Annotated in this window: 19 protein-coding genes; 6 read left to right on the top strand and 13 right to left on the bottom strand. The window is 64.3% G+C overall.

All coding sequences use genetic code 11. The features are described 5' to 3' along the window. Window positions 1-238: 238 nt before the first annotated feature. Window positions 239-1483, top strand: a complete 1245-nt coding sequence (locus NO366_RS12430) for an ABC transporter substrate-binding protein (protein ID WP_256531109.1) — start codon at window positions 239-241, stop codon at window positions 1481-1483. Between the two features lie 604 nt (window positions 1484-2087). Here NO366_RS12430 and NO366_RS12425 read toward each other — a convergent pair. From NO366_RS12425 to NO366_RS12405, 5 genes are all read right to left on the bottom strand, one after another. Beyond that, complete coding sequence (locus tag NO366_RS12425) at window positions 2088-2792, bottom strand: ABC transporter ATP-binding protein (protein ID WP_256531108.1); 705 nt, start codon at window positions 2790-2792, stop codon at window positions 2088-2090. Continuing rightward, entirely contained in the window at window positions 2789-3646 is an 858-nt protein-coding gene (locus NO366_RS12420) for an ABC transporter ATP-binding protein (RefSeq protein ID WP_256531107.1), read from the bottom strand. The genes NO366_RS12425 and NO366_RS12420 overlap by 4 nt, the downstream gene beginning before the upstream one ends. Beyond that, window positions 3639-4991, bottom strand: coding sequence for a branched-chain amino acid ABC transporter permease (locus NO366_RS12415; RefSeq protein ID WP_256531106.1), 1353 nt, complete (start codon window positions 4989-4991; stop codon window positions 3639-3641). Before NO366_RS12415 ends, NO366_RS12420 begins: the two co-directional genes overlap by 8 nt. Beyond that, the gene (locus tag NO366_RS12410; RefSeq protein WP_382274320.1) at window positions 4988-6106 is read right to left on the bottom strand and encodes a branched-chain amino acid ABC transporter permease; all 1119 of its coding nucleotides are present in this window, start codon (window positions 6104-6106) and stop codon (window positions 4988-4990) included. The genes NO366_RS12415 and NO366_RS12410 overlap by 4 nt, the downstream gene beginning before the upstream one ends. Before the next feature lie 262 nt (window positions 6107-6368). Next, window positions 6369-7082, bottom strand: coding sequence for an SDR family oxidoreductase (locus NO366_RS12405; protein WP_256531104.1), 714 nt, complete (start codon window positions 7080-7082; stop codon window positions 6369-6371). A 104-nt stretch (window positions 7083-7186) separates the two neighbouring features. On the opposite strand from NO366_RS12405, the gene NO366_RS12400 reads away from it, so the two are divergent. Next, window positions 7187-7708: a hypothetical protein gene (locus NO366_RS12400; protein WP_256531103.1), complete on the top strand. Its 522-nt coding sequence runs from the start codon at window positions 7187-7189 to the stop codon at window positions 7706-7708. Window positions 7709-7870: 162 nt separating this feature from the next. Here the strand turns inward: NO366_RS12400 and NO366_RS12395 are convergent, their stop codons facing one another. The 5 genes from NO366_RS12395 to NO366_RS12375 all read right to left on the bottom strand — a co-directional run bounded on the left by NO366_RS12395 (window position 7871) and on the right by NO366_RS12375 (window position 16112). After that, window positions 7871-8257: a secondary thiamine-phosphate synthase enzyme YjbQ gene (locus tag NO366_RS12395; RefSeq protein ID WP_256531102.1), complete on the bottom strand. Its 387-nt coding sequence runs from the start codon at window positions 8255-8257 to the stop codon at window positions 7871-7873. Between the two features lie 75 nt (window positions 8258-8332). Further along, the gene (locus NO366_RS12390; RefSeq protein WP_256531101.1) at window positions 8333-10384 is read right to left on the bottom strand and encodes a SpoVR family protein; all 2052 of its coding nucleotides are present in this window, start codon (window positions 10382-10384) and stop codon (window positions 8333-8335) included. Next, window positions 10377-11699: a YeaH/YhbH family protein gene (locus tag NO366_RS12385; protein WP_256531100.1), complete on the bottom strand. Its 1323-nt coding sequence runs from the start codon at window positions 11697-11699 to the stop codon at window positions 10377-10379. Before NO366_RS12385 ends, NO366_RS12390 begins: the two co-directional genes overlap by 8 nt. 52 nt (window positions 11700-11751) lie before the next feature. Then, window positions 11752-14040 (bottom strand): PrkA family serine protein kinase, encoded by a 2289-nt coding sequence (locus NO366_RS12380; RefSeq protein ID WP_256531099.1) that lies wholly within the window; start codon window positions 14038-14040, stop codon window positions 11752-11754. Continuing rightward, window positions 14037-16112 (bottom strand): PrkA family serine protein kinase, encoded by a 2076-nt coding sequence (locus NO366_RS12375; RefSeq protein ID WP_256531098.1) that lies wholly within the window; start codon window positions 16110-16112, stop codon window positions 14037-14039. The genes NO366_RS12380 and NO366_RS12375 overlap by 4 nt, the downstream gene beginning before the upstream one ends. A 689-nt stretch (window positions 16113-16801) precedes the next feature. Between NO366_RS12375 and NO366_RS12370 the strand changes: the two genes are divergently transcribed. The 4 genes from NO366_RS12370 (at window position 16802) to NO366_RS12355 (ending at window position 18782) form a co-directional block, all read left to right on the top strand. Continuing rightward, complete coding sequence (locus NO366_RS12370; protein ID WP_256531097.1) at window positions 16802-17203, top strand: DUF5820 family protein; 402 nt, start codon at window positions 16802-16804, stop codon at window positions 17201-17203. Between the two features lie 174 nt (window positions 17204-17377). Beyond that, window positions 17378-17824, top strand: a complete 447-nt coding sequence (locus NO366_RS12365; RefSeq protein ID WP_256531096.1) for a UPF0179 family protein — start codon at window positions 17378-17380, stop codon at window positions 17822-17824. 141 nt (window positions 17825-17965) lie between these two features. Continuing rightward, complete coding sequence (locus NO366_RS12360) at window positions 17966-18445, top strand: hypothetical protein (RefSeq protein WP_256531095.1); 480 nt, start codon at window positions 17966-17968, stop codon at window positions 18443-18445. A gap of 142 nt (window positions 18446-18587) precedes the next feature. Further along, window positions 18588-18782 carry a cold-shock protein gene (locus NO366_RS12355; RefSeq protein ID WP_090378222.1) on the top strand — a complete coding sequence of 65 codons (195 nt, stop codon included), beginning with the start codon at window positions 18588-18590 and terminating at the stop codon, window positions 18780-18782. 75 nt (window positions 18783-18857) lie between these two features. On the opposite strand, the gene NO366_RS12350 is transcribed toward NO366_RS12355, so the two are convergent. From NO366_RS12350 to NO366_RS12340, 3 genes are read right to left on the bottom strand one after another with little or no spacing between them, the layout of a single operon-like run. Beyond that, a complete protein-coding gene (locus NO366_RS12350; protein ID WP_256531094.1) occupies window positions 18858-19229 on the bottom strand; it encodes a DUF8055 family protein in 372 nt (123 codons plus the stop codon). 31 nt (window positions 19230-19260) lie between these two features. Continuing rightward, a complete protein-coding gene (locus NO366_RS12345) occupies window positions 19261-20940 on the bottom strand; it encodes an FAD-dependent monooxygenase (RefSeq protein ID WP_256531093.1) in 1680 nt (559 codons plus the stop codon). After that, entirely contained in the window at window positions 20937-22553 is a 1617-nt protein-coding gene (locus NO366_RS12340; RefSeq protein ID WP_256531092.1) for an electron transfer flavoprotein subunit alpha/FixB family protein, read from the bottom strand. Before NO366_RS12340 ends, NO366_RS12345 begins: the two co-directional genes overlap by 4 nt. Window positions 22554-22555 lie beyond the last annotated feature (2 nt).

The following is a 22555-nucleotide window of genomic DNA, read 5'->3' as shown; positions in this document are numbered from 1 at the left end:
CGATTCGTGCTCGGGGAACAACACGTGAACAGTAATCGATACGTCCAAATCCTATAGCCGTCGGTTTTGTCACACTAGGCCCAAGTTTTAGCCAGAATACATACATCAATTCTGTTTAAAGTCGGGGAATCACATTAGATTCCAAAGGTGTAAGGCCGTTTCTTCCCGATATAATAAAACAACCCGCTGTGGAAACGAATACATAACTACTATATAATGGACCGCTATACGGTACCTCATGGCACGAAAGCTGAACAGGCGACAGGTGCTCGGCGGGATGGGTGCAGCGGGAACGGTCTCAATCGCGGGCTGTCTCGACGCGCTCAGTGGGAACGGTGGTTCGAGCGGGAGCGGCGACATAGAGCCCAGGCTCGGGATCCTGCAGCCGGAATCCGGCCAGTTAGGGTCGCTCGGGACGCCGATCGCCGACGGCGCCGAACTGCCGGCGACGCAGATCGAAAACAACACGGACCTCACCATCGACGTCGGTCGAGAGGATACCGAGACGAGACCCGAGGTCGGCGTGAGTCAGGCCCAGACGCTCGTCGACTCGGGATATCCGGCGATCACCGGTGCGGCGTCCTCGGCCGTCACGATCAATATCGCAGAAGACATCCTCATCCCGAACGAAGTGGTCGGCATCTCGCCGGCGAGTACCAGTCCCGACATCACGGATATGAACGGCGACTACCTGTTGCGGACCTGCCCTAGCGACGCCTGGCAGGGCGACGCGATGGCGGAGATCGCCGTCAACGATCAGGGCGCGAGTACGATCGCCACGCTCTACCTGAACAACGACTATGGGCAGGGACTCAACGAGGAATTCGTCGCCGGCTGTGAGGACCGTGGCGCCGAAATCCTCGGCGAGGTCTCCTTCGACTCGTCCAACACCTCGTTTACGTCCCAGCTCGAGAACTCGGCCGGAACGGATCCCGACATGCTCATGCTCGTCGGCTACCCGGAAGCCGGGCAGGTGATCCTCCGCGAGTTCTACGAGAACTACGACAACGAGATGCCGATTCTCGTTCCGGACGGACTCATCGACCAGAGCCTCCCCGACGACGTCTCGAACCCCATGGAGAACGTCATCGGGACGGCCCCCGGAGCGGACGGCCAGGGGATCGAAGACTTCACCAGCCTCTACGAATCCGAGTACGACAACGCACCGGGCGTATTCAACGCGCAGGCCTACGACGCAAGCGCCGTCCTCATCCTCGCGACGCTGTACGGCGGTGAGGTGGACGGGCCCACGATCTCCCAGAACATCCGAGAGGTCGCCAACCCGGACGGCGAAGAAGTCGGCCCCGGTAACCTCGCCGATGCGGTCGAGATGGCCCAGAACGGCGACGCGATCAACTACCAGGGCGCATCCGGACCCGTCGACTTCCTCGAAAACGGTAACCCCTCGGCCGTCACGTACGAGATCGGTAGCTACAGTGCAGACGGCTACAGCGTCGAACGTAGCGTCACCTACGAAGCCTGACGACGCGGCTCGATCGACTTTTTTCGACGGCGTGTTCGACAGGTCCGAGAGAGTGACCCGGCAGTCGGTTCGCCTCGACACAGAGTGTCATCCTAGTGCCGTCGTACACAGAGTGGGCTGGTGGCACCGAGTCATCCCAGCGTCGCCGTCTGATTGGATGTCACCGCGACGAAGAACGTACGGTCTGGCTGGGAAGCCGTGTTCAGATACTACTGCCAGGAACCGGACTGCTGCCACCGCTTCGAGCGCCCTGATCGTGAGCGGACGCTTCGCTCCTGCTCGACGACAACCCACCTTCCTACCCGTGAACGCTTGCGCCGGATCCGTTCGCGTATCCGAACATCGCCGGTTGAGAGCACCTGAAAAATGGTCGAATCTCGACCGGAACCCGGACACACCGAGTGTCGACGACGGAGTCGGATGCCTCACGGGTGAAGTCGTGAGCGTCCTCCGTACAATTCTGTGACGTGGTACAAAGCCAAGTGGTGTACTACCGTGTCGAGACGTCACAGTGGCGCCACACGAGCCGAGCGTCGCCACCCAGTAGCGTCCTAGTGGCGGATCACAGCCCTCTTGGGTAATTCGCGTCGGGGAACGGACCTCGTTATCCGCCGAGGAAGTCCTGCCTGACCTGTTCGTCGGCGAGTAACGCGTCTCCCGAATCCTCGTATCGATTCTGTCCCTGGACGAGCACGTAGCCGCGATCGCACCGGCGTAACGCCTCCTTCGCGTTCTGTTCGACCAGTAACACACCCGTTCCGTCGTCGTTGATGCGATCGATGCGATCGAACATGTCCTGGACGAGATCGGGCGCGAGGCCCGCGCTCGGTTCGTCGAGTAAGAGAAGATCGGGATCGAGCATGAGCGCTCGACCCATCGCGAGCATCTGTTGCTGGCCGCCACTCAGGTCGCCGGCTGTCTGACCGGACCGCTCCTCCAGGATCGGGAATCGGTCGAAGATACGATCGACCCGCTCCTGGGGGACCTCGTCTAAGATGTACGCGCCCATCTCCAGGTTCTCCATCACCGACATCGAGGGGAAGACGTTGTCGCTCTGCGGGACGTAGCCGATACCCGTCGAGATGATATCCTCCGGGCGATACCCGCTGATCTCGGTGCCCTTGAACTCGACCGACCCACCCATGTAGGTGGTGAGTCCGAAGATCGACTTCATCACGGTCGACTTGCCGGCCCCGTTCGGGCCGACGATGGTGACGTACTCGCCGTCGCCGACAATCATGTCGACGCCGTCGATGATCTGCAGGTCGCCGTAGCCCGAGTCGAGATCGGAGACGTCGAGTAACGTCATTCGACCTCACCTCCGAGGTACGCTTCGATGACCTGCTCGTTCGACTGAACCGCCTCCGGCGCCCCCTCGTCTAGGACGCGCCCCTGGTGCATTACGATCACGTGTTCGCAGTGTTCCATGATCAGATCCATGTCGTGTTCGACGATGAGGAAGGTGTAACCGTCCTCACGAAGGGCGTGGATCCGGTCTAAGATCTTCTCTTCGAGCGTCGGATTGACACCGGCCATCGGCTCGTCCAGCATGAGCATCTCCGGGTCCGTCTGGAGCGCCCGTGCCAGGTCGAGGAGTTTCCGTTGCCCACCGGAGAGGTTCATCGCGTACTCTTCGGCGAGGTGATCGATCTCGAAGAACTCGAGCGTCTCCCAGGCACGGTCTCTGAGCTCGCGCTCCTGTTCGACGACCCCGGAGCGCGCCCCGGGAAGGACCGATCGCCAGAGGTGCTCGCCCAGCTGGTTCTTCGGGGCGAGCATCATGTTCTCGAGGACGGTCATCTCCGGGAATTCACGCGCGATCTGGAACGTGCGAACGAGCCCTCGATTCGCGATCCGGGGCGGCTCCCAGCCGGTGACGTCGTCGCCATCGAACGTAACCGCTCCGCCGTCCGGCTGATAGACCCCGGTAATACAGTTGAACGTCGTCGATTTCCCGGCGCCGTTCGGGCCGATCAGGCCGGTGATCGAGCCCCGTTCGACCGAGAAGCTCGTATCGTCGACCGCGACGATCCCCCCGAAGCGTTTGTGGAGATTGGACACTTCGAGTACCGCGTTCTCGACCTGGCGGTCCGACGCAGCCTCGTCCGTCGATTCGTCGCCCGTAACACCCTGGTCCGAGTCGCTCGATTCGGTGCTACTCATCCGACTCACCTCCTGAGTGACCGGTCGTTGCAGCGTCGTCGGTCGATTCGGCGCCCCCGGCGGTGGCGTCGTGCCGACTGAGGTCGACCGCGGCGGCAATCTCTTTCCGGTTGCCGAACAGCCCCTGTGGCCGTTTGATCATCAGAACGATCAGGACGACGCCGAGGACGATGTATCTGATGTCGTCGATCGAACCGACGACGAGGTAGTCGAACACGGCCAGGGGATCCGACGAGCCGAGCGCGGCGGCGATCGTCGACGGCGTCGATACGTCTCTGAAGGACTCGATTACTTGCCCCAGGTAGTTCGGGAAATCGTACACGAAGGCTGCAAAGACGAAGCCCCCGATAACGCTGCCCGTGTTCGAGCCCGCCCCGCCGACGATCAATGCGACGAATATGTAGAACGTCCAGATCGGTCTGACGTTGTTCGGATTGACGAGCGTCCGCTGGCCGAGCCACAGCATGCCCGCGAGGCCCATCAGCCCGCAGCCGAGGACGAACACCACGACTTTCGCACGGTCAGTTCGCTTCCCGAGAGACCGTGCCGCAAGTTCGTCCTCGCGAATCGCTTTCAGCACCCGTCCGAACGGCGAGTAGGCGATCCGCGTCAGGAGCAGGAAGATCAGGATTACGATTCCGATCAGAATGCCCGTATAGACGTAATTCTCCATGACTGAGTCCGGAATCCCGCCGAGGGTGACCCCGGCCCAGACGACGGCATCGACGAGCTCGCCGGTGACCGGTTTCGACTGCAGCCACGTGACCACGCTGTCCGTCCGCGGCGCACTGATCCCGCTCCCGCCACCCGTCCCGTAGCCACCTGGCAGGGTTCTGAGCGAACTCGAGAGGGCGAGTAACCGGACGATTTCGGAGAATCCGAGGGTAATGATCGCGAAGTAGTCCGCGCGAACGCGAAGCGCGGGGAGTGCGATGACGAATCCGGCGAGACACGCCGCCAGGAAGCCGACGAGGATCCCGACCGGAATCGGGAGGCCGAGTCCGGCCGGAGAGCCGTCCGGCGAGGCGGTGACGAACGACATCGCGTAGACGCCCACACCCATGAAGCCGATCACGCCGATGTTGAACATGCCAGTGTAGCCCCAGTGTAAGTTCAGAGCGAGTGCCCCCATGGCGAAGACGGCGCCGTAGAACGTGATTCGCTGGAGGAAACTCATGATGTAGTCGACGTTCAGACCGGCGACGAGACCCAGTACGAGGAAGAACACGTAGGTCGCGGCGACGACCGCGGCGATTCGACCGAGGTCGGCGAACCAGCTCGGACGAACCATCGGCGTCGGCGCGTTGTCCGCGCCGTCCGACTCGGTGACGGTCTCGGCGCTCATGCCGTCTCCACCCCCCCTAGCAGACCGTTCGGTTTGAACACCAGTATCAGGATCATGAGTACGAACGCGGTGACCTTCGAGAGGTCTGACGGTAACCAGATCAACGAGACGTTGACGGTCATTCCGATGACGAGCGAGCCGGCAAGCGCCCCGTAGATCGAGCCGATACCACCCAGGATGACCGCAGCGAAGATCAAGAGCAGGAGGAACCAGCCGAGGTTGATCGAGATGGACCCGCGATCGAGGACGACGAGGTAGCCGGAGATTCCGGCGAACGCGGCGCCGATGATCCAGGTCGCCGTGATGACTCGTTCGGTCGGAATGCCCGTGATCAACGCGAGATCCTTGTTATCGGCCATCGCTCGCATCGACTTGCCGAGTTTCGTGTACTGTAACAGGAGGTGCAATCCGACGATGAGGACGAGCGCGATGAGGACGAGCGTCAGTTCGTGGGCCGTAAACGGTCCGACGTCGGGCGCGCTCGCGGTCACTCCACGTTTGCTGTTCGTGAATATGATGGCGAGGAGGTATCGGAGCGTCAGCGCGACGCCGACACTCGCGATGAGCATCGCGATACCACCCTGGTCTCGCATTCGCTTGTACACGAGTCGATCTATGGCCAGCGCGACGAGTACGGTTATCGCGCCGGCGACGACCAGCCCGACGAGTATCGCGAGGGGAGACGCGAACACGTCCAGTCCCACCGCCTCGGGCGAGACGCCGCCCGACGTCGCCCGAACCAGTATCAGCTCGCCGACGCCAGCGACCCCCACGCCACCGACGAGGTACGCGGCAGCCCAGCCGCCGAACGCACCCGTCGTGATCAGATCCCCGTGTGAAAAGTTCGCGAATCGAAGGATACTGTACGTCATCGAGAGACCGACAGCGGCGAGGCCGATGTACATGGCATCACGGAGCCCCCACCACAGATATTCGAGTAACGATGCGAACGTGATGTCACCGGTCACCAGCCGGCGAATCAGATCGACCACCAACAGTACCATCAGGAGAGCCAGAAGCAGCCCACCGATGTTAGCACCTGACGTCGGTGAAAGTCGGTCGCGCACGGCCGACAGGCCGTCCGTCGCTCGACCCCCACTGATATTCTCACCCATGCCTGTCTGCGACTCTCGGCTCATGGCTAATATACTTCACGCTACACATCCACAAATCGAACGGACATAACCTCAGCGTGCTGGTACTTCTGCACCCCCCAATTGACGGGTACCGACAGTACCCCTTCCGAGCCACACCGACGACAATCCAGGTCGAACGACGGGGCGGTTCCTGGTTCGTCTACAAGTACCACGCACGCCTCAGAACGAACGATACTCCGGGAGATCGGATGGAACGGTCACGTTCACGGATACGGGCTGATCAGGTCTCCCCGTACACGGGGACAGCCGCCCCACTCGTCACCAAGGACGCGTCGCTGCACAGGAAAGCGAAGACGGCTGCGATGTCGACCGGGTCGACCCACGAGTCCTGGTCCGCGTCGGGCATCATCTCGCGGTTCGCCGGGGTGTCGATGACGCTCGGCATGACACAGTTCGCGCGGACCGTCCCGCGGTTTTCCGCCGCGAGCGTCTCCGTCAGCAGCCGGATCCCCGCCTTGGAAATTCGGTACGGGCCGTCTCCCTCCCCGCCCTCGAGGGACGAACGTGCACTCACGCTGACGATCGCGCCGCCGGCCGCCTGCAGTTCGGGAAGCGCGTGTTTCGACGCCAGGAACGCCGTCTTCAGGTTGACGTCCATTACGAGATCGTACTCGGTACGGTCAGTCTCCTCGATCGGTTGCCCGCCGCGCCAGGTTCCCGCGACATTGAGCAAGTGGTCGAGGCGGCCGTGCTCGTCGACGATCTCGGCAACCACGCGTTCGACGTCTCCTTCGTCTGTGAGGTCGGCCTGATAAAAGTTCGTTCGCTCCTGTGCGAACGTCCCGTCGGGTTCCTCCGGTTCCGCGACATCGATGCCGCAGACGGTGGAGCCCGCCTCACGGAATCGCTCTGCGACGGCACCGCCCAGCGTTCCGGTCGCGCCGGTGACGATCGTCACAGTCTCGTCGAAGTCGAACGTCGCTGATCGTGCCATAGGGACGGTCCATCCTCCACCACGATCAATTTCGGGGGCGATCCCCGCGCGACAGCGTAAAGATCACAATAGATAAATAGAATTCTGCTTAATCAGCTTACACTATGAGTGTGCAACGAACGCCGTCTCGACGAGGAGTGCTCCAGTGGCTCGCCGCGGGGGCCACCGTGGGTCTCGCAGGCTGTTCGGCGGTCGCGAACTGGATCGGCGATGCCGTCCTCGGAGACGTTAACCTCTTCAATACCACGTCTGATCGCCTTGCGGGAACGATCTCGGTCGTCGACCCGGAGGGGACGACCGTGCTTGAATCCGACTTCGATCTTCCCTCGAGCGACGGGGGCGGTCCCGAGGAATCGAACGAGACGGGCGAGACGAACGAGACGAGCACCGAAGATGCAGGAATCTACACGGATGTCTGGACGACGGCCGGTTCCTACGAGGTGTCCGTCTCGCTCGCCGATGGCGAAAGCGTCTCGGGCGAGACGGACGGCCGCGCTACGATCGACGTCGACGACACGGACGAGACGATGCTCGCCGTCTTCTTCGGAGCCGAGGACGAGTACGACGAACCGATCGCGTTCACCACCGGGACCACACTGACCGACCTGGAGTCGACCACGAACTGACCGGACTGGATCCGGCATCGGATCTACCTGCCTGGAGTCGACCACGAACTGACCGACCCGCCTGGAACCGGCATCGGATCTACCTGCCTGGAATCGGCATCGAACTGATCGGGCTGGATCCGGCCGCGAGTCTATCTAGCTTGAACCGACACCAGGCTCACCCTAGCGGTCGACGGTGGTCACCGTCACGGTTCGCGTTCTGGGACCGTCACACTCGACGAGCAGGATGGATTGCCAGGTGCCGAACGCGAGCTCGCCGTCGCGAACGGGAACGGTCACGGATGGACCGAGTACCGTGGCTCGAAGGTGCGAGTCCGCGTTGCCGTCCAGCTCGTCGTGAGCGTGGCCCTCGTCCGGGACGGCGTCTCGCACGAACGAGACGATATCGCGTCGCAGTCGCGGTTCGTCCTCCTGGACGACGAGAGCAGCCGTGGTGTGTTCGACGAAGACGGTACAGACGCCGGACGCGTCCTCGGGTACGGCCGCGGACACCCGGTCGGTAACGTCGACGGTCGTCGTCCGTTCGTCGGTCCGTACGTCGAATGCCATGTCCCCAGTAGGAACGCCGACGGGGAATAGCTACCGTCGACGGCTCGCAGCCGAGGGACCGCGGTCGGTGACGACTCAGGCGAGCCACTCGTCGGGTCTCGTGTCGTAGTCGACGTCGTCAGCAGCGAGGTGTTCCACAGCGGTCCAGTCGACGCGTTCGACCGTGATCTCGTCGCCATCGTGGCGGAGGCGAACGCCGCGTTCGTCCGGTGTGGGTTCGCGGTTGCGACGCTTGGCCACCTCGACGTCGTGGTCGTCCAGTTCCTTCCGGATCGTCAGGAGGTTCACTGGCCGGCCCCAGAGTTCGAACAGGCGTTCGAGAACGGCCCGGGCCTGTTCGAAGTCGAGTTCGATCCCGTTGTACTCGTGTTCGAGCAGGAGTTCGCCGGCGTTGTCGTAGTTACCGTCGGCCACCGTTATCGTCGGCTTGCCGAAGTTGGTAAACTGCAAGAGAAGCTTGCGCTTGACGTCCTCCGGATCGGTACTGGCAACGTGGTACTGGGCAGTCGCTCGCGAGTACTCGTAGGTGAAGTAGTCGTTCGTCCGGATGAACTCCGGGGTGAGGAACTCGTCCAAGAACGTGACGTCGTTGTGGCTCTCGCGGACGTCGAACAGGCGATCCCACCCCGCCGTGTAGGTCACGTTCGCGATGGCGTCCTCGACGCTGTCGTATCGATCGTCGTCGAAGAGGTACCGGTCGATACGCTCCAGTTGATCGCGCGAAACGCGCGAGAGGACCGATCGATTCGCGGGCTTCACCAGCGAGTAGTGTCGACGGGCGAGACCCTCGTAGGAGAGGACGCGCCACGGGTAGCGCTCGACGTCGATCTCGCCCTCACGAGCGGCCCCGAGCGCCTCGCGATCGATCCACTCGTCCGGGAGAGACGCCAGGTCGTCGAGCGTCTCGGCCGAGATGGAGGCGATGGCGTTCGGCGGCTCCAGGCGATCGAGGATCGCGTCGAACGCTACCTCGTCCAAGAGCGTTCGCCAGGTGATGCCCTCGACGCGAAGCAGCTGTTCTACGACGTCGCGTCGGTTGGTGACGTTCTCGACGTACTGCCAGAGATTGAGTCCGAGGCTGTAGGGGTTCAGTCCGGGCGAGGCGAGCACGCTCGCCATGTGATCGGCGTAGTCTACGACCTCGTCGTCGCCGGCGAAGGCCTCGTCCGCCATCATCCGGGATTCCCACAGCGCGGCCCACCCCTCGTTCATCACCTTCGTCATCTGCTGGGGCGCGAAGTAGTAGGCCTCCTCGCGCAACAGTTCGAGGACGTCCTGCTGCCAGTCGGTCATCTCGACGGCGCGGCCCTCTTCCCGGTCGTACTGCATGCCGTACTCCCGGACGAACCCGAGGACGTCCGATTCGGGCGCCGCCGACGTCGGTCCCCGGTCGGCCTCCGCTTCGCGCGCGTCGAGCCACTCCTCGTCGAACACTTCCCGGGTCACTTCCGGCGAGAGGTCGAGTTCGTCCAGCTTCTCCCTGAGGTCGTCGTCGACGTCCTCGGAATCGGTCTCGCGTTCAAGGCGGTCGCGGAACGGTCTGTGCTGGTCGATCGTGTCCTCGAGCGTGAGAGCGTGATCGATCCAGCGTTCCACCTCGGCGCGGTCGATCTCGGGATCGGTCATGTACCCCTCGATCGTTCGCGCGTGGCGATCGAGCATCGCCGCGGCGTCGACCTCGTCGTCGCCGGCTCGTCCGTCGGTGAACAGCCCGAACCACTCGTTGTTGGCGAAGAAGTCCGCGTGAGCCTCGACGTGAGTGATGACGGCTTTCTGGTCGGCCATCGAGTTCGACTCCTGGAGGAACGCGTGCGATGGATTGTCGTTGTTCACGATCTCGAACGCCCGCGCGCCAGTGTACCGATCCTGCTTGCGCTGTCGGTCGTACTGCATGCCCCAGCGCCAGTGGGGGTACCGGCGCTGGAACCCGCCATAGGCGATGAGCTCGTTCATCTCGTCGTAGTCGACGATCCAGTAGTGGACCGGATACGGATCGAGTCCGAGTTTCGTCGCCAGGTCGCGAGCGGCCGCCACCGGCTCCGCGAGGTCGGTCGCGATCGCGCGCTTGCGAACGGTGTCGGAAAGCGGTGCGGTCTCGGTTCGGTCGATCGGTTCGGAATCACTCATCGGTCTCACCCTCGGTACTCAGGATGTCGTAGATCGCGTCGGCGACGTCGTCGGACGAGTTGACGTACGTGACGGCGACGTCGTCTGCGTCCGCGCCGAAGTGCTTCTCCAGTTCCTCGGCGTGGGTCGCGTTGATCGCGTTCCCGCTCGGCTGGGTCTCGACGTAGGCGTGGAGGTTGGCGTCGATCTCCTCCATCATCGGAATGACCCGCTCCGACGTGTCGTTCGAGGAGTTCTCGGAGTCGCCCGCCGCGAAGACGTACCGGTTCCAATCGTTCCAGGGGTACTCCGAGAGGACCTCGTCGGCCAGTTCGTAGGCGCTCGATATCTTCGTCCCGCCGCCCGAGCGGATGCCGAAGAAGTCCGCGCGTTCGACCTCCCAGGCCTCCGCGTCGTGGGCGATGTAGACGAACTCCGCGGTGTCGTACTTCCCGGTGAGGTACCAGTCGAGCGGCGTGAACACGCGCTCGACGAGTTCCCGTTTGGTCTCGCGCATCGATCCAGAGACGTCGCGAATGTTCACCACGACGACGTTCTTCTCTCGCTCCTCGACGATCTCCGGGTGGCGGTAGCGTTCGTCCTCTCGCCGCAGCGGGACGTGGTCGATGCCGTCCCGGCGAATGCGCTGGCTGATCGGTTCGCGCTCGACGGACGCCTCCACGTCGGCGATCGACTCCCACCGGCCGCGCTCGTCGGCGACGTCCTCGTGAGCGCGTTCGATCCACGCCATCGAGACGGGGAGGCGCTCCTCGCGCGCCCACTCGAACACCTCACGCGGGGTGATTCCCGCCACCGTGCAGACCTCGCGGACGAAGTCCTCGTCGAACGCCATCGCCACCTTCCGCTTCAGTCCCTCGCGGAACATGCGCTCGACGTCGAGCGTGCTGTTCGGTCCGGACCGCGTAAGGTCCGTGAACGGCCCCTCCGTCTCCTCGACGACCGTCTTTCCCTTCGGGTCGAGGTCGAGCCCGAGTTCCTCGTCGAGTTCCTGGGCGAACTCCTCGGGGTCCATCTCGTAGTACTCGTGATCGCCACCCTCCTCGCCCGGTTCGCCCTCCTCGTCGCCGTCGCCCGGCTGGGATTGTGGCGGGCCGACCGGCTGACCGACGTCGGGCGTGTCACCGTCGCCCTGGCCGACGCCACCCTGATCGCGACGGTCGTATTCGAACTCGGGCGGGTCGACGATCTTGACGGGGACGTTGATCTCGGTCGCGCCGCTCTGGCCGAGGTCGCCGTACTGGATGAAGTCGGCGAGATCCTCCCGTCGCTCCTCGCCCACCGACTGAAACCGTTCTACGTCGTCTCTCAGTCCCACGGCGAACTCACCCCTGGTACGGACCGCTTTCGATCGAGGCGTTTCGGTCGGTTCACTCCCATTGATAACTCACCTGGCTCACGACGTGTCGACTGGTCAGCTCCGCGGAGGCCGCGGAGTAGCCGAAGTCCGCGACCAGTCGCTCGATCGCCGCCTCCTTTACGCGCTCAGTTTCGGTGCCGCCGGGCGGGTCGTCCCAGGCGTGCGGATCGAAGTCTGGGTAGGTACGACGGACGTCGTCCCAGTCGTACGACTCGAGGACGTCCGTCAGCACCGGAATCGACGTGAGGTCGACGTCAGCCGCCGAGAACCCCTCGTCGCGGTGCTCCCACGCATAGCGGTTCAGCGCGGTGATAACGTTCTCCTGGCGGAACTCGCGGACGGCTTCCGTCGGTCGATTGCCATCGTAATCGGTCTCGCGGAACTGCCCGAGTTGCTCGACCTCGAAGAGTTTCATCTTGAGCGCGTCGGGCTCTACAGGATCGCCCCGCTCGTCCGTGAGCGCCTCACCGGTCTCCCAGGCGTAGACGTGCTCTACGTACTCGGCGACGGTCGATTCGTCCACCCGCCGATCGTGCATGATGGCCTCGATCACGTCGTCCTCCTGTCTTCCGAAGACGTGCTCACGGACCGGCGCGACGCGGGATTCGAACTCGGATTGCTCCCCGGTCGAGAAGATCGGCGCCTCGAAGAGCCCGTCCGCCATCGCATCCAGGACGTCCCGCGGCATGACGACGTCCTCGACCGGAAGCTCCGCGTGGTGGCGGTCGCTCCCCTCCTGGAGGAGGTCGGCGAGCACGTCCCGCGTGTACGTCACCGGAATGCCGTGCGTGCCGTCCGGCGCGTCCTCGTCGAACGCGAAGTCGTCGAGTTCCCGGCGGGTGTCCCCCTGCTGTACGTATCCCTGGTCGAAGAGCACCGCCTTCTCGACGAGGTCGAGATCCGACGGCAGGTCCTCGGTGACGAGCCGCGTGACGACCGCGTAGAGGGCGGCGGCCTCGATGGTGTGTGGGGCGAGTTCGCGCTCCCGTGTTGTTCCACCGTCCGTCGTGACCCCGACCACGAGGGGCTGGCGTACCTTCTCGTCTAGCTGTTCGGGTTCGGTCGCCGTCCACACGTCCGTCTGATCGGTCAGTTCCCGCCCGATCAACTCGGCCTCCATCGACCGGTTCGTCAGGTACGTAAAGCGGCGCTTGTTCAGGCGGCGTTTCAGCGCTTTCAGTGGGTCGAGCCCGTTCTTATCGGCGTGCTGATCGAGCTGGGCCTCGAGGTCCGGGTTCGAGATGATGACAAGTTGCGTATCGACGTCCATCCCGATCCCCTTGTCGAGTTTGACGGTCCCCTCGTCGGGAACGTTGAGCAGTTTCTGCAGGAGATCTGCGTGCTGGGCGGCGTCCTCGACGATCGTCAGGACGCCGTTTCCCTGCGAGAGGACCCCGTCGTAGGAGAAGGCCTGCGGGTTCTTCCGGCCCCTGGAGTCGAGTTCCTGGAGCATTCCGTGCATCCAGGAGCCGACGAGGCGCTCTTTGGGCGTCCCGTCGTCTTCGGCGTGGAGGACGCCGATTCCCCGCCCCAGGTCGACGACGTAATTACGGACCCGAAGGTGGCGTTCGTCGGTGATCGCAGAGAACAGCGCCTCCTCGCCCTGATTGCGATACCGTTCTTCCAGGTAGTCGAACGCCTCCCTCGAGAACGGATCGAGATCGGTCTCCAGCCGAATCGGAACCGATTCGTCGGACGCATCGGTGAGCGCGGTGAGGAGGTCGTCACGGACGTCACCGGGGAAGACCGAGAGGGGGTGCGCCTGGACGGGACTCGCGAACCAGTGTTCGTCGTCGGCCGCGGTCGGATCGACGCCGTAACTCAGACGTCGATCCTCCGCCGTCGCCGACCGAACGTTCCACTCGACCGTATAGCGCCGTCCCGCAGGCGTCTTCGAGTACTCCCGGAGCCCGTTGATCAGGCAGCGTTTCAGTTCCGACTTGCCGGTCGCGGTCGGACCCTCGAACCAGATGAGCTTCTCGCCCTTACCGCGGCCGGCGGCGATCGAGCGCAGGTCGTCGACGAACGCGTTCAGCATCTCGGTGTTACCGAGGACGGCGTGTTCGCCGTCGTTGTGAGGATCGTCGAAGAACCGGTACCGGGTCCGGTACTCGCCCTCTTCGAGCACGGTCCGCGTCCCCGCGGCCTCGATGGCGTCGAGCAGGTACTTCGAGGCGTGCGACGCGAGCGTCGGCCGCTCGAAGAGGCGGTCGACGAAGGCGTCCAGGCTCTGTGGGTCCTCGTACGTCTCCGCGAGGGCGCGATCGGCGTCGGAGACGTAGTCGGTTCCGTGGCTCATTGATCTTCGATCTCCGAGCGGGCGACTTCGGCGCCCGCGAACTCGAGTACCTCCTTCGCCCCGTCTTCCGAGTAGCCCTGTTCGACCAGCGCGTCGATCCACGCCGAGCGCTCCTCGTCGTCGATCTCGCCGGCGCTGACGAGCGCGGAGAAGTTGATGTTGTGCTTCTTGTCCTCCCAGAGTTTGCGCTCTAAGGCCCGCCGCAGCCGCTCGTTGTCGGTCGGATCGAACGCTTCGCCCTCCCGTGCGCGCCGCGACACCCAGTTCGAGACCTCCTGGCGGAAGTCGTCCTTGCGGTCGGAAGGGATGTCGAGTTCCTCCTCGACGGCCCGCAGGAAGGTCTCGTCCGGTTCTTGCTCGCGACCGGTGAGTTCGTCCTCGATCGTGGCGTCGTCGATGTGGGCCATCACGTGGTCCATGTACTTCTCGCCCTGGCGCTGGATCTCCTCGACGTCGTACGCCAGCGCGTTTCGAACGTCCTCGATGGCGCGCTCGCGGTACTCCTCGCGGACACGTTCCAGATAGCGGTAGTACCGCTCGAACTCCGCTTCCGGGATCGAGCCGTGGTGCTCGAGGTTTTCCTCGAAGAAAGTGAACACGGTCAGCGGCGAGAGGTAGCCCCGTTCGCGGTGCTTCGAGTCCATGATCGCTTCGGCCATCTCGTCGCCGATGAACCGCGGCGAGATGCCGGCCATGCCCTCGCCGATCTCCGCGACCTGGTCTGCCTCCTCGCGGAGCTTCTTGACGTCGACGTCGTCGGCCTCGTCGATCTCGCCGTTGTACGCCTTCGCCTTCGAGAGGAGGTCGACCCGGTCCGAATCCGGCTCTTCGATCCGCGTGAGGACGCCGAACAGGCCCGCCATCTCCAGGGTGTGCGGCTCGACGTGGATGTCGGGGACGTCCGCGTTCTCCAGCATCTTCTCGTAGATTCGAGCCTCGTCTTCGTAGGAAAGGACGTAGGGGAAGTCGATGCGTTTCGTCCGGTCGTTGAAGGCCTCCATCTTCTCGTCGCCCTTCTTGTCCTTGTACTCGGGCATGTTCGTGCGCCCGACGATCACCTGGTCGATGTCGATCCGCGGGTTGTTCTTCGGCTTGATGGTCTGCTCCTGGGTCGCGTGCAGGAAGTCGTAGAGGAACTCGCGCTGGAGTTTGAGCAGCTCCTCGCCGGAGAAGATGCCGCGGTTGGCGTTACAGAACGCCCCCGAATAATCGAACGCGCGCGGGTCGGACTCGCCGTAGACGGCGATCTTCGAGTAGTTGACGTCGCCGGTGAGTTCGGTCTCGTCCTGATTCTTCTTGTCCTTCGGTTCGAACGTCTCCAGGCACTGGCGCTTGTTCTCGTCGGCCACGAGCCGGACGACTTCGACGTGGTTCTCGAGGACGGCCTGGAGGTCGTCTTCGTAGTGGGCGAGGAGTCGATCCATGTAGAACTCACTCTCCGGGTCCAGCGCCTGCTCGTTCTGGATCGTGTACGGAGCGTCCAGCGCCTCGTTCATCGCGTCGATGACGTCGCGTCGCTGTTCGATCGGCAAGAGGACGAGCGGGTCCTGGTTCATCGGCGAGCGGACGACGTCGTCCGACGGATCCTGATCACGGATGACGTCACAGAGGTTCGTCCAGCGGAACGTGTACATCCGGCCGTCCTGCTTCAGGGTGTACTCCTCGAAGTACCGACGGAGCTGTCGATCGAAGTGTGACTTCCCGGAGCCAACCGGGCCGAGCAGGAGTTTGATCCGGCGTTCGGGCCCTAGCCTGCGAGAACCGGATTTGACCTTGTTGACGAACTCGTGGATCGCCTGGTGGACGACGCGACCGTAGAACGTGTTCTCGCCGTCGTTCAACGGATCGAGGGAGGCGAGATGGTACTCGACGAGCCCCTGAGACTCGTCGTACGTCGTTCCGTAGTAATCGAACATGTCCGCGACCCGCTGGTGGGCGTTCCGGGCGATCTTCGGGTCGGCGGTAAGTTCCTCCAGGTACCAGCCGAACGATCTGGCAGTTCGCAGGTCTTCGGGCATCGATTGCTGGTAGGCGGTACTGAGTCGTTCGAGCGTGTCCGTATCACTGGTCATAGTATCACTGAGGACCGTCGGTCGCACGGCTGCCGTCGCGCGTCTGGCCGTTGGGACGGCCGATCGCCGACCCCCGAACCGCAGGGAGCAGTCGCCGTCGGCTCGCACGGCGTCCGTTTCCATCGATCGGTTCGTTCGTTCCCGGCCCGAATCCGAACCGGTGACCGGCAACTCCTCGCGGGACCGATCCAGCGCGTTCGGTGGGACGTCCACACCATTGTGAGCCTCGTTCACACGGGCGAGTACGCCCGCGAGCTGTGCGGCACCGATCGACGAACGGATATCGATGGTGTTTAATATGGTAGTATTCCAGCCATATAAGCTTGCCCCCAAGGGATTTATAGGCGGCGTGTTTCGGTCCGAATCTCCCTGCAGACTGAATCGGCTGGAGTCCGTATAGTTCGGAAACAGGAGACGCGCGGGTATACCGTGTGCTTGCGTGTGCCACGATCGGCTCGCGCGACAGCACACCGATCGGCGCTGGCACGCAGTTCGAAGCGTCGGATCCGGCTCCGACGCCGGTCGATCGCTGCCGTCGAACGCCGTCCACTCGTCACGCACTGCGGCCGGATCTGAGGCTCGACACTCGCTGACGTCGGCCACCACGCCCGACAGACACAGACTCTGTGGCGACGGAGTGTTCCACCCCAACCACGGAGGCTATAGGAACGGGTGTCGTAGCGGGGCACATGCCAGCGCCGGCCGACGTTCCGGACGGGTGGGTCGTCTGGGCCGACGACGATACGGGTCGGACGGTCTACGCCTACCGCCCCGACGTGTTCGACGGGAGTGACTTCCCCGCACCCTGCCTCCCCGTCTGTTATCTCACGCACGGCGCACGGACGCGCCGACCAGCACAGAATCCGACCGACCGGACCGTCCACGACGACTGGTTCGTCACCCTGTACCTGGAGCCGGACGTGTACGTAGACGAGGTCCGCCGCACGGAAACGCGAGCCGACGCCGAGGCGATTACGTTCGACCTGCTCGATCGGTTCGCCGCCGGCGAGATCGCGTATCGTGACGCCTATCAGGTACCCCGTCACGAGTACCTGGATCGACTGGACGAGCTGACCGGCCGATCGGAGTGACTCCCGCATCTACCAGTCACTCTCACCACCACTGGCGGAGCCTGCTCGCCCCGGAAGTCTGCCGTCTCCGTGGAGAGCGAACTCGTCTGCACCGACCCGACGATTCTCCGTCCACGGTGGGAGCGACCACCTCGGCCCGCCGGGCTTAACCTCGCTCGGCGAATAGATAGACCCATGTCGACGATCACCCTGATCGGCGATGGCCTTGCCGAACCCGGAACGGAGTTCGTCTACGAGGGCGAGGCCGACGCCTGCGCCGGCTGCCCGTACCGGAGCCAGTGCCTCACGCTGGAACCAGGCCAGCGCTACCGCGTGACCGACGTCAGGGAGAACGCCCAGCTCTTAGAGTGTGCCCTCCACGACGGCGGCGTACGCGCCGTGGAGGTTGAACCGACGACCGTGCAGGCGAACGTGCCGGACGAAGGGGCGTTCGCCGGAAGCGAAGCCACCCTCGGCGGTCCCTGTCCGTACGTCGAGTGCCCGAGTCACCACCTGTGCGAGCCGGACGGGATCGACCCCGCCGAGTCGGCCCGAATCGTACGCGTGACCGGCGACCCGCCGCACGAGGTCTGTCACCTCGATCGATCGCTGACGACCGTCGAACTCGATCCCGACGGGTGAGTCGCCCCGTCGAACGCGATCGGCGAGAGACGACGCGTCCCCTCTTAACTGCACGATCTGCAAACCCCGAGGCGTTTCTCGATCCCGGATCCAGCCCCTGATGCGAGACACAGCCGTGGACACCCGCTGTGGCTCGCGCGCATGGTCCCGGAACTCACGTTGGTCACGGCGTCGCTCGCCCTCGGCGTGAGTGCCGGCCTCCTCGCCCACGAAGGAACCCACGCCGCCGTCCTCCACCTGAGTGGGATCCCCTACACCGTGTCGATCTTCCCCCGCCGCGACGGCCACCCGATCCGGTGGCTCGCCCGAACCCCGTGGGCCGTCGTCCACCCCGATCCCGGCCCCGACTCGCCAACGTGGGCCCTCCAGCTTGGTGCACTCGCCCCGCTGACCCTTTCGATAGCTCCCTTCGCGCTCGCGACCGTCGGCCACGCGCCATCGCTCGCTCATCCCATCCCGACCGCGTTCGTCCTCGGCTGGCTCGCCTGTGCGATCCCGAGCCCCCAGGACTTCTCGGTCGCCTTCCACGCCCGACGCGCACTCGATGCGGCCGGACCGGTCGACGATCCCTCACCCGAGCGCGACGGCGTGGTGGCGTCGTCCGAACCGGTGAGCGACTGATCCCACCGTTCGATCCGGGGATCGCGTCTACCAGGCAATAGACGCCGCGTGGGAACGTCTACAGCGCCACCGAGTCCCGTGTTCACGCGTGAGTGGTACCCACGGAAGCCTTATCCGTGGCCCTCCCCTCCCCTTAGAAGCAATGGCAGAAGGTAACGTTGATTTCTTCAACGACACAGGCGGCTACGGTTTCATTTCGACGGACGACGCGGACGATGACGTTTTCTTCCACATGGAAGACGTTGGCGGTCCGGACCTCGAAGAAGGCACAGACATCGAATTCGACATCGAACAGGCCCCCAAGGGCCCCCGGGCGACCAACGTCACCCGCCTGTAAAACGGCGACCAGCGTTTTCCCGGTATCACGAACCATTCTTCACGACACGCTAGCCGGCGAGCGACGGCGCCGCCGTCAGCGCGACCCGCGGGTCGGAGCGTCGATCAGTACTTCGGCAACGTCGTGGACGTTTCGCGTCTCCAGCAACAGTTCTGCGGCCGTCCGAAGCGTGAACGCAGGGTCCAAATCGACGCCACGGGAACGCGCGTAACACGCGAGCCAGTCGTTCATCGCGCCTTCGAGCGCGTCGTACTCGGCCGGTGAGAACTGCACGAAGCGGCCACCCGTGCGGCCCTCGACGTAGAGCCAGATAGCGTGCCCGGCGCCCTCCCGGAGGTAGCGCCCTTCGGGATCGGCGACGCTGGCGTGACCATCACTCTCACAGCGACGGCGGTCCCGCTCTGCCCGCCGGGCCAGCGCCAGGATGCGCGCACCGTGGTGTTCCATCGAAGTGGCGTCAGGAGCGGCGTCGAGTCCGTCAGCCCTGCTTGAACTCGACGCCCTTTGTTCCGCTCGGGTGTTCCCACTCCGTCTCCGCCACGACGGCACAGGTCCCACACTCCACGCAGGGCTGGGTGTCTAAGCTAACCAGGCGCTCGGCGGAGCCGTTCGTCTCGACGACCTCGGAGCGATAACAGCCACCGCCGAAGTCCTCGGCGCTGACGGGACAGGCCGCGACCGCCGCCCCGCTCGCCTCGTAGGACTCGTCTAACAGGCGGATGTGCGGGTTGCCGACGTCCGTATTGTACGTGAGGTCGCCGATGCGTTCTTCCAGACTCGGCGGATCGACCTCGGAGTCCCAGCGGACCGTCCGTCCGAGCTCTTCGCCGAGGACCGTCGGGAGCGTCACGTACCCCGTGCTCGTGTCGGGGAGCATCCCGACCATGAATGGGGAGTTGTACGCCTTCTCGAGGACTGTCGCCGAGAGCCGATTCGTCGCCGCGACGCGGCCGATCTTCGATTTCAGGAGGCCGTTCGTCACACGCTCGACGAGGTCGTTCTCGCCGACCGCACTCGCCAGTCGATACCGCCGCGGGCGCAGTTTGTCCATCGTGCCGGACTTCTCCAGCATGTCGACGTAGCTGCGCCCGGCCGCATCCGGCGCAGATTCGGTGCGTGTACTCGCGAACGCGTCCGCGGCGAGCGCACCCGCGGAGACGGCGTGATTCATGCCCTTGATGATCGGACCCTGGGCCTGCATCTGGCCGGCGGCATCCCCGACCAGGAGGAGCCGCCCGCGATATGGCGACGGGTGCGCCACCTTCTTCGAGTCGGGGACGAGTTTCGCGCTGTACTCCCGTTCGCGGTAGTCGTCGCCGAGCCACTGGGCGAGCAACGGGTGTGTCAGCAAGGCGTCGAGTAACTCGTGCGGTTCCGCCTCCTCGGCGAGGAGGCTGTCTAAGTGGAAGACGGTCCCGATCGAGACCGACTCCTCGTTGGTGTAGAGGAACCCGCCGCCGCGGACGCCGGAGAAGAGGTCACCAGAGAACAGGTGGGCTGCACCCTCGTCTTCGTCGACGTCGAATCGATCCGCGATGTCGTCGGGATCCATCTCGACGACGGCCTTGACGCCCTGGAACCACTCGTCCGGCTCGTCCCAGTCCATCAGGCCCGCGTCGCGTGCGAGCTCGGAGTTGACGCCGTCCGCCGCGACGATCACGTCCGCCGTGATCGGATCGAGTTCGTCGCAGGTGACCCCCACGATCTCGCCGTTCTCGCGCAGCAGGCCGTTGACGCGCACGCCAGTCAGGACGCCACCGCCCGTCTCGCTCGTCTTCTCGTGGACGCGGTCTTCGAGCCACGAGTCCATCTTGCGCCGGAGGACGGCGTCACACCAGTCGGTGTCGTGTTCGTGGAGATCCTCGAGTGAGATCGACTTTACCTTGTTTCCGGCGACGTTGTGAATCTCGTAGTCGGTCACCGGTCGTTCGGCCGCCTCCTCACGGAAGCCGTCGAAGAGGTCGTCCATCGTGTACGGCGCCGACTCCTCCGCGTAGACGAGTCCGCCGGAGACGTTCTTCGACCCCGCCTCCACCCCGCGTTCGAGTACCAGCGTCTCTACCCCATGATCTGCCAGTCGCGCCGCGGCGGCGGCCCCGCCGGGACCGCAGCCGACGACGATCGCCTCGTAGTGTTCGTACTCGCCTGTATCCGTCATGTGTCGTCACCTCCGTCGGCAACCGCTTCCATACTCACGTCACCGCTCTCGACCGCGTCGGTCAGCCGCGGGAGCACCTCGAAGAGGTCCCCCTCGACGAAGTAGTCGGAGAAGTCGTGGACCCGCGCGTCTGGATCGGTGTTGATCGCCACGATCGTCTCCGAGTCGTCCATCCCGACCTTGTGCTGGACGGCCCCCGAGACACCGGCAGCGATGTAGAGGTCGGGCGCCACGACCTGCCCGGTCTCGCCGATCTGTCGGTCCTCGCCCGTGTAGTCCTGCACGTGGCCGTCGAACTGGTAGGACGAGGTGACGATACCGCGCGTGATGCCGAGGGCGGCGTCCTCGAACGCGTCGACGAGGTCGAGTCCGAGTTCGATGCCCTCGGTCGGCGCGTCGCCGATCCCGCGGCCGAGGCAGACGACGACGTCGTGTCCGGTGAGATCGACGCCCTCGTCGAGTTCGTCGTACTCCTCGACGGTGACGGTGAACCACTCCTCGTCGAGGTCCATGTCGTGCTCCACGACGAGTCCGTCGCGATCGGGATCCGGCTCGGGCACGTCGAACGTCCCGGGGATGACCGACGCCCCTTGCGGGTGGAAGTCCCGATCGGGGTTGTCGAGACAGAGGATCGTGGAGTACTCGAACCCGGAGAAGTCCGGCCGCTTCATGTGAAGGACTTTCTCGAACACCTTCTTCTCCCCTGGTTCGCCAGTCTTGACGGGGTTCGATATCTTCTCCTCTTCGATGAAGAGGTCGGAGCAGTCAGAGGCGAGTCCGGAGTCGAGTTCGGCCTGGACCGTCGCCGAGAGGTCTCGGCCGTTGTTCGTCGCGGGGTACAGGGCGTAGCGCGGTTCGTCGTAGTCGTACCAGCTGTCGTCGTCGAAGGTTCCCTCCCCGCGTGCCATGTGGGCCGCAATCCGCGTGTACGGCGTGTTGAGAAAGCGTGCGAGTCGGTCGTCGTCGTGGAAGACGGCGACGTCGGCGCCGTACGTAATCGCCTCTGTCGCCAGTTCGCGACAGTCGTCCCCCATCAAGAAGGCGACGACCTGCTCGTCGTCGCCGTAGTCCGCGGCGTACTGATCCATCAACTCGCGGGCTTTGCCGAGCATCTCCTTCGAGACGTCGAGCAACTCGCCCTGCTGGGTCTCACAGAAGACCCACATGTCCTCGTAGTGTCCGCCCTGGAGCGCCCGAATGTGCTTCTTGTCCCGGGTCGGGTGGCTGAGCCCGTCGTCGTTGTCCGCCTCGTCGTCCGCGTCGTTCGCCGCGTCGTCCGTCTCGTCGGTGTCTTTCGCCGCGTCGTCCGCCTCGCCACCATCGCCGTCGTCGGCGTCGGGTTCGGTTTCGTCGCCGTCTCCGTCCGTATCCGCGTCCGCTTCGTCCGCCGCGTCGGCGTCGTCGGGGTCTTCGTACTCGCCCTCGGTTTCGGGGGCGTCGACCTCGCCCGCCTCGCGGAGTTCGTCCATCCGTTTCTCGACGGCTTCGCGTGCCGTCTTTCGGTCCTGGCCCTCGCGCTCGGCGTCGAGGACGGCGCTCAGGGTGTCGAGGTCGTCGACGGCGTCCAGTTCGTCGCGCAGTTCCGCGACCGTGTGTTCGTCGGGGTCTACCATCG

It is taken from the genome of Halovivax cerinus, assembly GCF_024498195.1.
Taxonomy (GTDB): domain Archaea; phylum Halobacteriota; class Halobacteria; order Halobacteriales; family Natrialbaceae; genus Halovivax; species Halovivax cerinus.
This window is presented reverse-complemented; position numbering and strand designations above follow the sequence as displayed.